The organism is Streptomyces sp. SLBN-31, from assembly GCF_006715395.1.
In the GTDB taxonomy this organism is placed as follows: Bacteria; Actinomycetota; Actinomycetes; order Streptomycetales; family Streptomycetaceae; genus Streptomyces.
Genome location: NZ_VFNC01000002.1, coordinates 3,362,055 through 3,374,885 on the forward strand (window position 1 = coordinate 3,362,055; position 12,831 = coordinate 3,374,885).

A 12,831-nucleotide genomic window follows, 5' to 3' on the forward strand; every position below is an offset into this window, starting at 1 on the left:
TCTGAGAGCATGGGGGGCGTGAAAGAGATCCGGCGCGGCACGCTTGAGACGCAGACCTTCTACGAGCAGGTCGGCGGGGAGGAGACCTTCCGCCGCCTCGTCCACCGTTTCTACGAGGGTGTGGCGGACGACCCCGTCCTGCGGCCCATGTATCCCGAGGAGGACCTCGGGCCGGCCGAGGAGCGCCTCACGCTGTTCCTGATCCAGTACTGGGGCGGCCCGACGACGTACAGCGACAACCGCGGCCACCCGCGCCTGCGCATGCGGCACGCGCCGTTCGTGGTGAACCGCGAGGCGCACGACGCCTGGCTGCGGCACATGCGGACCGCCGTCGACGACCTGGGCCTGTCCGAGGAGCACGAGCAGGAGCTGTGGCGGTATCTGACCTATGCGGCCGGCTCGATGATCAACACCCCGGACTGAAACCGGGCTGAGACCGGTCACGATCCGGTCAAGTTCGATCTACAAGCGCTTTCCCGGGACCCCGCGCCTCTGACAGCATCGCCGGAAGGTCCGGACGGCGTCCGGACGGCCACGGGGGGTCGGGGTGACGGGGTTCGGTGCGGTCGCGCGGTTCGTCGTGCTGCGTGCCCGCGCTCACCGCCGGCTCCTGTCCGCCGCTCTGCTCACCGTCCTGCTGACCACGGCGGTCCTCGCCACCCTCACCGCCTACGCCGGCGCGATCGGCGACGCGGCGCTGCGCCACTCCCTGCGGGACCCCCGCAGTGCCGCCGACAGCGCCCTGGTCGTCAAGTCCGAGGTGCCCGCCGACCGGCGGGCCGCCGCCGACACCGCCGTACGACAGGCCGCGCGCCGCACCTTCGACGGGCTGCCGGTGACCGTGCGGACCCTGGTGCGGTCGGGCCCGTACGCGCTGCCCCGCTCACTGCAGCCGCCGGCCGCACGGTCCGGGGAGCCGGACCTCACCTACGTCGCGGCGCTCGATCCCACGCAGGTGCGGATCGTCGAGGGCCGGATGCCCCGGCAGGCCCCCGGCGTCGAGGCGGCCCTGCCGCAGAACGCCGCCCGGCGCCTGGGCCTGAAGCCCGGCGCCCGGCTCACCCTCACCGACCGGCTCGGCGGCCCGAAGGTGCGGGTCACGCTGACCGGCGTTTACCGGCCGGTGGCGGCCGGCGGGCCCTACTGGCGGCTGGACGACCTGGGCGGCCGCGGCATCACGACCGTCGACTTCACGACGTACGGGCCACTGCTCGCCGCCCCCGGCGTCCTGACCGGCGACAAGGTGAGCGCCGGGCAGTCCTCCTGGCTGGTGGCCGCCGACTTCTCCACGCTGACCACCGACCGGATCGGCGAGCTGCGCGCCGCGGCCCGCGCGGGCGGCGCGGCGCTGCGCAGGCAGCCCGCGCTCGGCGGTTCCACGGCCGTGACCACCGGGCTGCCCGACGTCCTCGACCGCGTCGAACGCTCCCTGCTCGTCTCCCGCTCCACCCTGCTGATCGTGGCGCTCCAGCTGGGCCTCCTCGCCGGCTGCGCCCTGCTGCTGGTGGCCCGGCTGCTGAGCGCCGAACGCACCGGCGAGACGCGGGTGCTGCGCGCCCGCGGCGCCTCCCGCGCCCGGATCGCCGCGTTCGCCGCGCTGGAGGCGCTGTTCCTCGCCGTGCCCGCGGTGGTGTGCGCGCCGCTGCTGTCGGGGCCGCTCACCCGGCTGATGGCCGGACAGGGCGCGCTGGCCCGGATCGGCCTGCATCCGGACGTGCCGGCCGCCGGCCGGCCGGGGGTCTGGCTGGTGGCGGCGGGCGTGGCGCTGGGCTGCGCGCTGGCGGTGACGCTGCCGGCGCTGACCGTCGAGGGGCTGCGGCCCGGGCGGGCACGGGCGCTGCCCGGCTCGGTGCGGGCGGGCGCCGACCTGGGGCTGCTGGCGGTGGCCGGGGTGGCGTACTGGCAGCTGGGCCGCCAGACCTCCGGGGCCGTCAGCGGCGACCGTTCGGGCACGCTCGGCATCGACCCGCTACTCGTCGCGGCGCCCGCGCTGGCACTGCTCGCCGGTACGGTGCTGACCCTGCGCCTGCTGCCCCTGGTGGCGCGGCTCGCCGAACGCCGGGCGGCCGGCGGGCGTGGGCTGACCGCCGCCCTGGCGGGCTGGCAGCTCAGCCGGCGTCCCATGCGCGGGGCCGGACCGGTGCTGCTGCTGGTCCTCGCCGTCGCCCTCGGCATGCTGGCCATCGGGCAGGGCGCCTCCTGGAGCCGTTCGCAGGACGACCGGGCCGACTTCGCGGCGGGCGCGCCGGTGCGTGTCCTGGGCGCCGGGGACGGCGGCCCCGGGCGCACCGAGACCTACGCGGCCGTCGCGCACGTACGGCGGACCGCCCCCGCCGTCCGCACCGAACTGCCGCTGTCGGGCGACCGTACGGCGACGCTGCTGGCCCTGGACACCGCGCACGCGGCGGACACGCTGCTGCTGCGCCGGGACCTGGCCTCCGAACCGGTGAGGCCGCTGCTCGCTTCGCTGGGCACGAAGACGCCGTCGGCCGGCGCGAAGGTGCCCGCGCCCACCGCCCGGCTGCGGCTGACGGCGACCCTGCACAGCACACCGGGCACGGCCACGACGGCGGACGTCACGGTGACCGTGGAGGACGCCTACGGCACCCCGTACCAGATACCGGCCGGTGGCCTGCCCTCCGACGGCCGCCCGCACACCCTCGGCATCCCGGTGTCCGCCGGGCCGTTGAAGCTCACGGGGGTGCAGCTCGTGCTGCCGGTGCCGGTCGGCAGGGCGGAGCGACAGCGGCTGACGCTGGGCGCGTTGACGGCCACCGGCACGGACGGACGCGCGCGGAGGATCGATCTGCCCGGCACCTGGAAGGCGGCCTCGTCCAGCGACAGCGACGCGTCGGCGCCGGACAGGAGCACCGACCCCACCACGCCGCGGGTGGGTGGGTCCGGATCGCCGACGGTTAAGTTCGGCACCGGGTACCTGCCGGACGCGATCCACTGGGACGCCGCGACGCTGACCCTGCGGATGCAGGTGGCACAGCCCGCGCCGCGCGAGGTCACGGCGGTGGCCACCGACCGCTTCCTCGCCTCCGTCGGCGCGCGCGCCGGACAGCGGGTGGACGTGACCGTCGCCGGGGAGAACGTGCCGGTACGGATCGCACGCGCGGTACGGGAACTGCCGACGGCCGGCGAGGCCGACGGAGGCGCGCTGCTGATGGACCTGCGGTCCCTGAACCGGCTGCTTCAGACCCGGTACGGGACCGGGGTCACGCCCACCGAGTGGTGGCTCGCCACCGGCCCGGGCGACTCGGCCCGGGTCGCCGCGGCGCTGCGGGCGCTGCCCGACCTGGACCCCGCACAGGTCGTCGTACGGGAGGAGACGGCGGCCCGGCTGCGGGACGACCCGTTCGGCGCGGGGCCGGAGGCGGCGTTCGCCGCGGCTGCCGGCGTGGCGGCGGCGCTGGCCGCGGTCGGCTTCGCGGTGAGCGCGGCGGGTTCCCTGCGGGAGCGGGGCGCCGAACTCGCCGTCCTGCGCGCCCTGGGCGCCCCGCGCCGCCGGCTGGCCCGCATGATCGCCGTGGAGCAGGGTGTGCTGGTGACGATGGCGCTGGTGGTCGGCACGGCGCTGGGGACCGTACTGACCCGGGCGGTGATCCCCCTGATCGTCCTGACCGAGAAGGCCACCCGCCCGGTGCCCGCGGTCCTCGTCGAACTGCCGCTGTCCGAGGTGGCGTTGCTCCTGGCGGCGGTGGCGGCGGCCCCGCTGGCGGTGACGGCGGCGCTGGCGGTGCGGCGGGGCGATCCGGTGGTGTCGTTGCGGGAGCAGGGGGGTGAGTGAGGTGCGTCCGGTCCAGGCGCCCTGGGTCCGTACCCGGCTGCGTTCCGCACCCGGTGCCGCGGTGGCGCTGGCGCTGCTCGTCGTGCTGACGGCGTGTCTGGCGGCGGCGCTGCCGCGGGCGGTCGACCGCTACGAGGACGCCGGTCTGCGACGGGCCGTCGACCGGGCAAGGCCCCAGAGCACCACGGTCGCGGTGTGGGCGCAGCCGCCCTCGCCGCTGCTGTCGCAGGAGCAGCGGGAGGCGGCGCTGCGGCCCGGCCCGCTCGCCGCCCGCTACGAGAAGATCCGGGCCGTCGTCGACAGCCCGCTCGTCCCCGACCGCGGCCAGTCGACGTACGGCGTACGCACCGCCACGCCCATGGAGGCCTCGGACGGCTGGCTGCCGCGGCCCAGCGGGCTGCCCGCGCGGATCTCCCTCGCCGCCCAGCACGGCCTCGGCGCGCACGTCACGAAGGTCACCGGCCGGCTGCCGCGCACCGGCGGACCGGTGACCGCGAGGACGCCCGAGGTGGAGGCCGCCGTCACCGCAGCGACGGCGAAGAGTCTGCACATCCGGCTCGGTGCACGCATCCACGTCCCGGCCGTGGGCCGCGCCTCCCTCGCCGTGCGGGTCACCGGCATCGTCACCCCGCGCGATCCCAAGGGCGCGTACTGGAGCACCCAGCCGCTGCTGCGCACCCCGGCGCTGGCCGTGGTGCCGAGCAACGACCCCAACAAGGACTACTACTGGCTCGGCGCGCTGCTGCTCTCCCCCGACGCGGCCCCGGCACTGCTGGGCACCTCCGCGGTCCCGTGGAGCTACTGGCAGTACGCGCCGACCGCCGGCTCCCTGCACTCGTACGACACCGACCGCCTGCGGTCCGTGATCGCGTCCCTGGAGGGCGGGCCCGGGCTGCGCCGGATCGGCGCGCTGACCGGGCCGACCACCACGGTGAGCACCGACCTCGACCAGGTGCTCGGCACGTACACCGCGCTGCGCGGCGGCGTCCGCCCACTGGTCGCCGTGGCCGCCTTCGGCGCCGGCACGGTCGCGGCCGTCGTCCTGCTGATGGCGGGCGGCCTCGCCGCCGACCGCCGCCGCACCGAACTCGCCCTGCTGCGCGCCCGCGGCGCCTCCCTGCGCGGCCTCACGGGACGGCTCGTCGCCGAGACCGCGGTGGTGGCACTGCCCGCCGGCGCGCTGGGATGCGGCGTCGCGCTGCTCGCCCTCCCGGGCGCCCGCGCCTCGTACGCGATCGCGGCGGCGGCGACCGTCACGGCGCTCGCCTGCGCCACGCCCGCCGTGCGGGCCGCGGTCGCGCACCGGGTCGTCCGCGTGCACGGCGGCCGGGCGGACGTGGCGTCGGTACGGCCGTCCCGGCGCCGTACGGTCGCGGAGCTGACGCTGGCCGCCGTGGCCCTGGGCGCGGTGGAGACGCTGCGCAGGCAAGGCGCGCAGGACAACCAACTCACCTCACTTGCACCGGTGTTGACCGCAGTGGTGGCGGCCCTGCTGCTGGTCCGTCTGCACCCGCTCCCGCTGCGTGCCCTGGCCCGCCCGGCCGCCCGGCTGCGCGGGACGGTGGCCCACCTGTCCCTGGCCCGGGCGGCCCGCACCTCCGCGTCGGCCGTCCTGCCGCTGCTCGCCCTCCTCACCGCCCTCACCACGGCGGCCTTCGGCGGCTCCGTCCTCGCGGGCGTGCACGAGACCCGCGACCGGGCGGCCCTCCTCGCGGTCGGGGCCGACGCCCGCGTCGAGACGTCGGCCCCGCTGCCGCCAGGTCTGGCCGAGCGGGTCCGACGGACGCCGGGCGTGCGGGGCGTGTCCGCGGTGAGCATCGGCTACCAGGCCCAGCCGGGCAACGGCACTCAGTCGGTGCCGCTGGCGGGCGTGGACCCGCGGGCCTACGCGGAGTTGGCGGACCGGACCGGCCTCGGCCGGTTCGGTGAGACCGACTTGACGGCCCGCACATCCTCCGGCGCCGTGCCCGCCCTGGCCTCCCCGGCGGTCGCCGAGCGGTACGGCTCGCGTCCCTTCCCCGTCCGCCTGGAGGACGGCAGCACCATCACCGTCCGCGTCACCGCCGTCCGCTCCCGCACCCCCGCCGTCACCGGAGACGACTTCCTGGTCGTCGACCGCGCCGCCCTGAGCCGCATCGCCGCCCGCCCCAACGCCCTGCTTCTGACCGGCGCCCACCTCGACGGCCCCGCCCTGCGGCGCGCCGCCGGCGACACGGCGAGCGTCCGGCTCCGCGCGACGGAAAGAGCCCGGTACGTCGACTCCCCCCTCCAGTCCGGCGCGGAGAACGTCTACACGGCCGCCGTGGCCGCGGGCGCCGGTTACGCCGTACTGGCCCTGCTCCTGTCCCTGCTCCGCGCCTCTCCCGAACGCGCGTCCCTGCTGGCGAGGCTGCGCACGATGGGCCTGACCCGCTCCCAGGGGCGCCGCCTGCTGGTCCTGGAGTCCCTGCCGCAGGCGGCCCTGGCCGCGGCGGGCGGCGCCCTGACGGGCTGGGCCACCATCCGGCTCCTCTCCCCCGCGATCGACCTGACAACCATCGCCCTGGCCACGCACGACGGACCCGCCGGCCCGGCGGCCCTGCGAACGGACCCGACGTCCCTGGCCCTCCCCGCACTGGCGGTCGTAGCGGTGACGGTGGGCGTGGCAACCGCCCAGGCCTGGTGGACGGGAAGACGGGGCTCGGTGGCGGAACTCCGAGCGGGAGACGCCAGATGACCCCACCACCAACTGCCCCAGCCGCAGGCAGTCCCACCGCTGGGGCAGCACAGACGGCCACACCCCGCCCTCACCTAACCGCAGCCAGTCCCACCGCCGGGGCAGCACGGACGGCCGCACCCCGTCCTCACCTAGCCGCGGGCAGTCGCGCCGCTGGGGCGGCACGGGTGGGCGTATCCCGTCCTCACGTAGCCGCGGGCAGTCGTGCCGCTGGGGCGGCACGGGTGGGCGCGGCGGCGCCCCGCAAGCGCGGGCGAGCGAAACCCCGTGACGGCCACCTCGACCCCGGGCCCCTCACCGACGCCACGCCCAGGAGACCTCGATGACCGCGACCAATCCCACCCTCGCCGACCTGACGACCCGCGCCAAGAACACCCGCACCCGCCCCGCCTACGGCCACGACGCCCTCATCACCTGCGACCGCCTGGTCCGTATCTTCACCACGGACGGCATAGAGGTCCAGGCCCTCCAGGGCCTCGACCTCCTGGTCCGCGAGGGCGAACTCATGGCCCTGGTGGGCGCGTCGGGCAGCGGCAAGTCCACCCTCATGAACATCCTCGCCGGCCTCGACACCCCCACCGCCGGCGCCGCCCGCGTCGCGGGCCAGGACCTGCTCACGATGACCGCGAAGGACCGCCTCGCCTACCGCCGCAGCACCGTCGGCTTCATCTGGCAGCAGACCTCCCGCAACCTCCTGCCCTACCTCACCGCCGCCCAGAACATCGCCCTGCCGATGCAGCTGGCCGGCACCCGCTCCCGCGCGTCACGCCGTGCCCACGCCGAACGCGCCCTGGAACTGCTGGAGTTGCTGGAGATTCCGGACTGCCGCGACCGCCGCCCGCACCAGATGTCCGGCGGCCAGCAGCAGCGCGTGGCCATCGCCGTCGCCCTGGCCAACGACCCCGCCGTCCTGCTCGCCGACGAACCCACCGGCGAACTCGACTCGCACACCGCGGAACACGTCTTCGCCGCCTTCCGCACCGCGAACGAACGCCTCGGCACCACCATCGTGATCGTCACCCACGACCAGGCGGTCGCCGGCGAGGTCCGCCGCACGGTCGCCATCCGCGACGGCCGCACCTCCACGGAGGTCCTGCGCCGCAGCGAGGTCGACGAGACCACCGGCCACGAGACGGTCGTCGCCCGCGAGTACGCCATGCTCGACCGCGCCGGCCGTCTGCAGCTTCCCGCCGAGTACACCGAGGCGCTGGGTATGCGTGACCGCGTCGCGCTGGAACTGGAGCCCGACCACATCGCCGTACGCCCCGACGACAGCGAGGACCGTACGTGATCAGCGGCGGACGCTGACGCCCAGGGCGGCCGCCCCGACTCCCGCCCGTCGTACGGCGATGGACCCGAAGGGAGTACGCAGCCGCAGCCACGCCCCGGAGGAGAACAGGTCCGCGGGCGTCCCGGGCCGCAGGAACCCCACGGACTGAGCGGCGTGGACGGCCCGCACCGGCAGGGGCGTGTCCCCGACCGTGCGGGACCAGATCTCCCGCCCGATCGCGTCCAGTTCGGCCCTGGTACGCCCCTCGGGCGCCAACTCCTGCGTGCGGGACCGGAATTCGGCCACCGCCGCGCCGACCATCGCGCGCAGCCCGTCGGGCGCGGGCAGCCCGGACTCCGGCCGCCAGCCGCCGCGCGGCGGCAGCACGCCGGCCCACGGCGGCCCGGTCACGGCGCCCGGAACGGCGGCCGTGGCGCCCGACTCGTCGACCGTCTCCAGGAGTTCACCGGCGGAGACGGTCACGTCGAGCGTGACGTCGAGACCGTTCTCGTACGGCTTGGCGAGCCGCACCGCGCGGATCGCCAGCACCTCGAAGGACGCCGGCCGCCCGAAGACGGCGAGCGCGGTACCGGCGGCCTGCAGCCGCACGGCCGCCGAACGGTCGTAGTGGATCAGCCTGGAGAGGAAGGCGGCGAGGTCCGCCGCCTCCCCCTCGTCGGCGAGATGGAGCACCGTCATGCGGCGACGGCCTCCTCCTCGGAGTCGTCCCGGTACTCCTCCAGGAAGTCCCGCTCCTCGGCGGTGATCCGGCGCGGCCGCTGGGCCTCGAAGTCGAACGGCACGACCACCGTGGAGGCACGCACGTAGACCACGTCGTCGTCCTTCACCTCGTAGGTGATGGTGAAGGACGCCGCCCGTATCTGACTGACCCACAGCTCGATGTCCACCGGGTGGTGCCGGTGGACGAGCTGCCGCTTGTAGTCGATCTCGTGCCGGGCCACCACCGACCCCTGCTTGAAGTCCTTCTCCGGACGGAAGAGGAAGTCGATACGGGCCTCCTCCAGGTAGCGGACGAAGACCGCGTTGTTGACATGGCCGTAGGCGTCCATGTCCGACCAGCGCAGGGGACAGCGATAGAGATGGCGCAAGATCAGCCCCGGGTCAGCTTCTTGTAGGTGGCACGGTGCGGACGCGCGGCGTCCGGTCCGAGCCGCTCGATCTTGTTCTTCTCGTACGACTCGAAGTTGCCCTCGAACCAGAACCACTTGGAGTCACCCTCGTAGGCGAGGATGTGCGTGGCGACCCGGTCGAGGAACCACCGGTCGTGGGAGACGACGACGGCGCAACCGGGGAACTCCAGCAGCGCGTTCTCCAGGCTGGAGAGCGTCTCGACGTCGAGGTCGTTGGTCGGCTCGTCGAGGAGCAGCAGGTTGCCGCCCTGCTTGAGGGTGAGCGCGAGGTTCAGCCGGTTGCGCTCACCGCCGGAGAGGACACCGGCAGGCTTCTGCTGGTCCGGGCCCTTGAAGCCGAACGCGGACACGTACGCCCGGCTGGGCATCTCGACCTGGCCCACGTTGATGTAGTCCAGCTCGTCCGACACGACGGCCCACAGGGTCTTCTTCGGGTCGATGTTCTCGCGGCTCTGGTCGACGTACGAGATCTTGACGGTCTCGCCGACCTTGATGGAGCCGGAGTCCGGGGTCTCCAGACCCTGGATCATCTTGAACAACGTGGTCTTGCCGGCGCCGTTCGGGCCGATGACGCCCACGATGCCGTTGCGCGGCAGCGTGAAGGAGAGATCGTCGATGAGGACCTTGTCACCGAAGGCCTTGTTGAGGTTGTTGACCTCGACGACGATGCTGCCGAGCCGCGGGCCCGGCGGGATCTGGATCTCCTCGAAGTCCAGCTTCCGCATCTTCTCGGCCTCGGCGGCCATCTCCTCGTACCGGGCGAGACGCGCCTTGGACTTGGCCTGCCGCCCCTTGGCGTTGGAGCGGACCCACTCGAGCTCTTCCTTGAGCCGCTTGGCGCGCTTGGCGTCCTTCTGGCCCTCGACCTTGAGACGGGTCTGCTTGGTCTCCAGGTACGTGGAGTAGTTGCCCTCGTACGGGTACGCGCGTCCGCGGTCGAGCTCGAGGATCCACTCGGCGACGTTGTCGAGGAAGTACCGGTCGTGGGTGATGGCCACGACGGTGCCCGCGTACTTGGCGAGGTGCTGCTCCAGCCAGTTCACCGACTCGGCGTCGAGGTGGTTGGTGGGCTCGTCGAGGAGCAGCAGGTCGGGCGCCTCCAGCAGCAGCTTGCACAGCGCCACACGCCGCTTCTCACCACCGGAGAGGGTGGTGACGGGCCAGTCGCCGGGCGGGCACCCGAGGGCGTCCATGGCCTGCTCCAGCTGGGCGTCGAGGTCCCACGCGTTGGCGTGGTCGAGGTCCTCCTGCAGCTTGCCCATCTCGTCGAGCAGTGCGTCGCTGTAGTCGGTGGCCATCAGCTCGGCGATCTCGTTGAACCGGTCGAGCTTGCCCTTGATCTCGGCGACACCCTCCTGGACGTTTTCCAGGACGGTCTTCTCCTCGTTCAGCGTGGGTTCCTGCATCAGGATGCCGACGCTGTAACCGGGAGAGATGAAGGCGTCACCGTTGGACGGCTGCTCCAGCCCCGCCATGATCTTCAGAACGGTCGACTTACCGGCACCGTTCGGGCCGACAACGCCGATCTTCGCTCCCGGCAGGAAGTTCAGGGTGACATCATCGAGGATCACCTTGTCGCCGTGCGCCTTGCGCGTCTTGCGCATGGTGTAAATGAACTCAGCCAAGAGAAACCGTCCGGCAGCTTGAAATCTGGCAGTGGGCAGATACACCCCATCTTGCCGTACGGCTACCCCTGGGCGGAAACGCGTTCCGGCCGCAGACTCTGACCTGCGGCTTTTACGGCCGGGGTCAGTCGGTGTCGCCGGGGCGTCCGGCGCCCGACCGGATCCAGGGCCAGGCGACGGTGCAGACCACGAAGGGGGCGACGAGCATCGTCAGCATCCACAGGCCGACGCTCGCCGGGGAGTAGATGTAGTACCGCCACCGTTCCGGCAGGAGCGAGGGGGCGAGGAGGAGCACGATCAGGGTGGCTCAGGTGGCCGGCACCGCCGCCGCCATGCGTACCGCCGTCATCGGCGTCGCCCCGGCGACAGGGCGGAAACGGCCACCGCGGCCACCGCCACCGCCCCCACCGCCCCGGCCGCGCGGAAGGCGCGGGTGGAGCGCCAGGACAGGACGGACCAGCGGGACTGTGCGGACAGCACCGAGCCCGTGCTCAGCCATGATCCCGCCGAGATCAGCGACAGCGCCGATCCGAGGGAGCCGACGGACAGCGTGCTGCCGACCGAGGCGGCGGACAGGACCGAGCCCACCGAGCCGATCGACAGGACGGAGTCCTGCGACCACAGGGACAGCACTGAACCAGAGGAGGTGCGGTGTACCCGTGACGCCTGTGGCTCGGTCATGGGGTCATCCTGCCTGCCGACCTTGCGGCTTCGCACGGAATTCCCCGCGCGCTGGCCGCGTCAGCCCCGCGTCCGCGCCTCCTCCTTCTTGCGGACCACGATCAGCGCCGCCCCACCGATCACCACGAAGCCGATCGCGACGCCCGCGATCAACGGGGTCGTGCCGGTGCCACCGGTCGCGGCGAGGTTGGTGTCGTCGGCGGTGCCGCCCACCGTCGCCGGGCTGGGCTCGCTGAGCGTCTGGACCGCGTCGCCGCTCTCGCTGCCCTGCGTCCTGCAGTCGAGGATCCCGGTGAAGCGCTGTTCGAGACCGCCGGTCCCCTTGATGGCGAAGTCGTAGGGCTGGTCCTCCTGCAGCGTGATCGTCATCGTCCGAGAGGCGCCCGCCGGAATGCTGTACTCGGTCCCCATCAGCGAGAACGTGAACGTCTCGTCACCCTGGTTGGCCGCGGTGAGGTCGACACCGCCCTTGGCGCAGTCCCGCACCGCGGAGAGGGCCGGTATGGCCCCCTTCTTCGCCCAGCTCGCGCTCGCGGTCGCCGAGACCGTGGACTCGCTGGAGCCGGCCAGGATCTGCGTCTGGCTGCGGCTGTCGGAGGTGAAGGCACGGCCGACGGGGACGGTGGTCGACCCCTGCACGGTCAGCTCGGCCGAGCCGGCCGTCGCGTCCTCGGGCACGTCGAAGAAGAGCCGGCTGCCGTCGGCGACGGTGGTGAGCGGCTTGCCGTCCTTGCCGACGATCCGTACGCCCGTGATGGCCGCGTCCGCCGGTGGGGTCACCGTCACGGCGGCGGCGTCGGTGTGCACGGTCACCGGACCGAGGAGCTCGCCGGGGTGCCCGGAGACCGCGGGCGGGTCGAGGGTCAGCGAGGCCTTGGGCTCCGCCACGTCGACGGCGCTCTTCTCCAGGTAGTCCGCGAGCCTTTCGGCCTGCGGGTCGACGGCGTCGACGTCGGCCCCGTCCGAGTAGCGCCAGATGGCCACCTGCGTGCCGGCCGCCGCGTCCTGCTCGCTCAGGCCGCCCCGCACACCCGCCTTGGCGGCGAGCGCCGCGAGGTCGTTGACCTGCGGGTAGGAGTTCTGCAGGATCCAGCGGATCCTGCCCGCGTCCCGGTTGGCGCCCAGTGAGGTCCCGCTCCAGGAGGTCTCGTGGTACCGGGCGTCGCGCTGGGTGGGGTTGTGCAGGTCGACGCAGTACGTCTGCAGGGTGCCGCCGCCGTCGACGGACATCTCGAACAGGCCCGCCGAGACCTGCTGGTCGCCGGCTGCCTTGTCGTGGATCACCGCGGAGCCGTAGGTCTTGAGCCCGCCTATGGTGGCGGTCGCCCCGCCCTGGGCATGTGGGGTCTCCGCGGCCACGGCCGCACCCGCACCGGTCAGCGCGCCGGCCGCCACGAGTCCGGACACCACCAACGCGGAGGCGAGCCGGGCCCTGGCCCCTCGCCTTCGCGCGCACAGCGCAGAGAACGAAGCAAACACGAATTCCCCTTCGAGCAGGACCCGTCAGTGTGGGGGAACGGTCCCACCAGCAGAATCAGCGGCCCCGAGCGCACCGGGAGCCATGCCCGGCATCCTAGGGATCCGACGCGCCACCC

The 12,831-nt window shown here is 73.8% G+C and carries 10 protein-coding genes; 4 read left to right on the plus strand and 6 right to left on the minus strand.

Annotated features, from left to right (window positions below; genetic code table 11):
* Nucleotides 1-9: 9 nt before the first annotated feature.
* The 4 genes from FBY22_RS35280 to FBY22_RS35295 all read left to right on the plus strand — a co-directional run bounded on the left by FBY22_RS35280 (nt 10) and on the right by FBY22_RS35295 (nt 7,800).
* Complete coding sequence (locus FBY22_RS35280; protein WP_142152030.1) at nt 10-423, plus strand: globin; 414 nt, start codon at nt 10-12, stop codon at nt 421-423.
* A gap of 124 nt (nt 424-547) precedes the next feature.
* A complete protein-coding gene (locus FBY22_RS35285) occupies nt 548-3,793 on the plus strand; it encodes an ABC transporter permease (RefSeq protein WP_142152031.1) in 3,246 nt (1,081 codons plus the stop codon).
* A 1-nt stretch (nt 3,794) separates the two neighbouring features.
* On the plus strand, nt 3,795-6,509 hold the full coding sequence (locus FBY22_RS35290) for an FtsX-like permease family protein (RefSeq protein ID WP_142152621.1): 2,715 nt from the start codon (nt 3,795-3,797) through the stop codon (nt 6,507-6,509).
* A gap of 322 nt (nt 6,510-6,831) precedes the next feature.
* A complete protein-coding gene (locus tag FBY22_RS35295; protein WP_142152032.1) occupies nt 6,832-7,800 on the plus strand; it encodes an ATP-binding cassette domain-containing protein in 969 nt (322 codons plus the stop codon).
* Here FBY22_RS35295 and FBY22_RS35300 read toward each other — a convergent pair whose 3' ends face one another.
* From FBY22_RS35300 to FBY22_RS35325, 6 genes are all read right to left on the minus strand, one after another.
* A complete protein-coding gene (locus FBY22_RS35300) occupies nt 7,801-8,478 on the minus strand; it encodes a hypothetical protein (protein WP_142152033.1) in 678 nt (225 codons plus the stop codon).
* On the minus strand, nt 8,475-8,888 hold the full coding sequence (locus FBY22_RS35305) for a thioesterase family protein (RefSeq protein WP_142152034.1): 414 nt from the start codon (nt 8,886-8,888) through the stop codon (nt 8,475-8,477). Before FBY22_RS35305 ends, FBY22_RS35300 begins: the two co-directional genes overlap by 4 nt.
* 2 nt (nt 8,889-8,890) lie before the next feature.
* Nucleotides 8,891-10,555: an energy-dependent translational throttle protein EttA gene (gene ettA, locus FBY22_RS35310; protein WP_142152035.1), complete on the minus strand. Its 1,665-nt coding sequence runs from the start codon at nt 10,553-10,555 to the stop codon at nt 8,891-8,893.
* 124 nt (nt 10,556-10,679) lie between these two features.
* Nucleotides 10,680-10,850: a hypothetical protein gene (locus FBY22_RS35315; RefSeq protein WP_260845265.1), complete on the minus strand. Its 171-nt coding sequence runs from the start codon at nt 10,848-10,850 to the stop codon at nt 10,680-10,682.
* A gap of 50 nt (nt 10,851-10,900) precedes the next feature.
* Nucleotides 10,901-11,236 carry a hypothetical protein gene (locus FBY22_RS35320; protein WP_142152036.1) on the minus strand — a complete coding sequence of 112 codons (336 nt, stop codon included), beginning with the start codon at nt 11,234-11,236 and terminating at the stop codon, nt 10,901-10,903.
* A gap of 60 nt (nt 11,237-11,296) precedes the next feature.
* Nucleotides 11,297-12,715 carry a Cys-Gln thioester bond-forming surface protein gene (locus FBY22_RS35325; RefSeq protein WP_142152037.1) on the minus strand — a complete coding sequence of 473 codons (1,419 nt, stop codon included), beginning with the start codon at nt 12,713-12,715 and terminating at the stop codon, nt 11,297-11,299.
* Nucleotides 12,716-12,831: the final 116 nt, after the last annotated feature.

Bases quoted from the DNA above. Each gene is read 5' to 3' on its own strand.
- FBY22_RS35300 (WP_142152033.1), bottom strand. From the start codon at position 8,478: ATGACGGTGCTCCATCTCGCCGACGAGGGGGAGGCGGCGGACCTCGCC.
- FBY22_RS35280 (WP_142152030.1), top strand. From the start codon at position 10: ATGGGGGGCGTGAAAGAGATCCGGCGCGGCACGCTTGAGACGCAGACC.
- FBY22_RS35295 (WP_142152032.1), top strand. From the start codon at position 6,832: ATGACCGCGACCAATCCCACCCTCGCCGACCTGACGACCCGCGCCAAG.
- FBY22_RS35320 (WP_142152036.1), bottom strand. From the start codon at position 11,236: ATGACCGAGCCACAGGCGTCACGGGTACACCGCACCTCCTCTGGTTCA.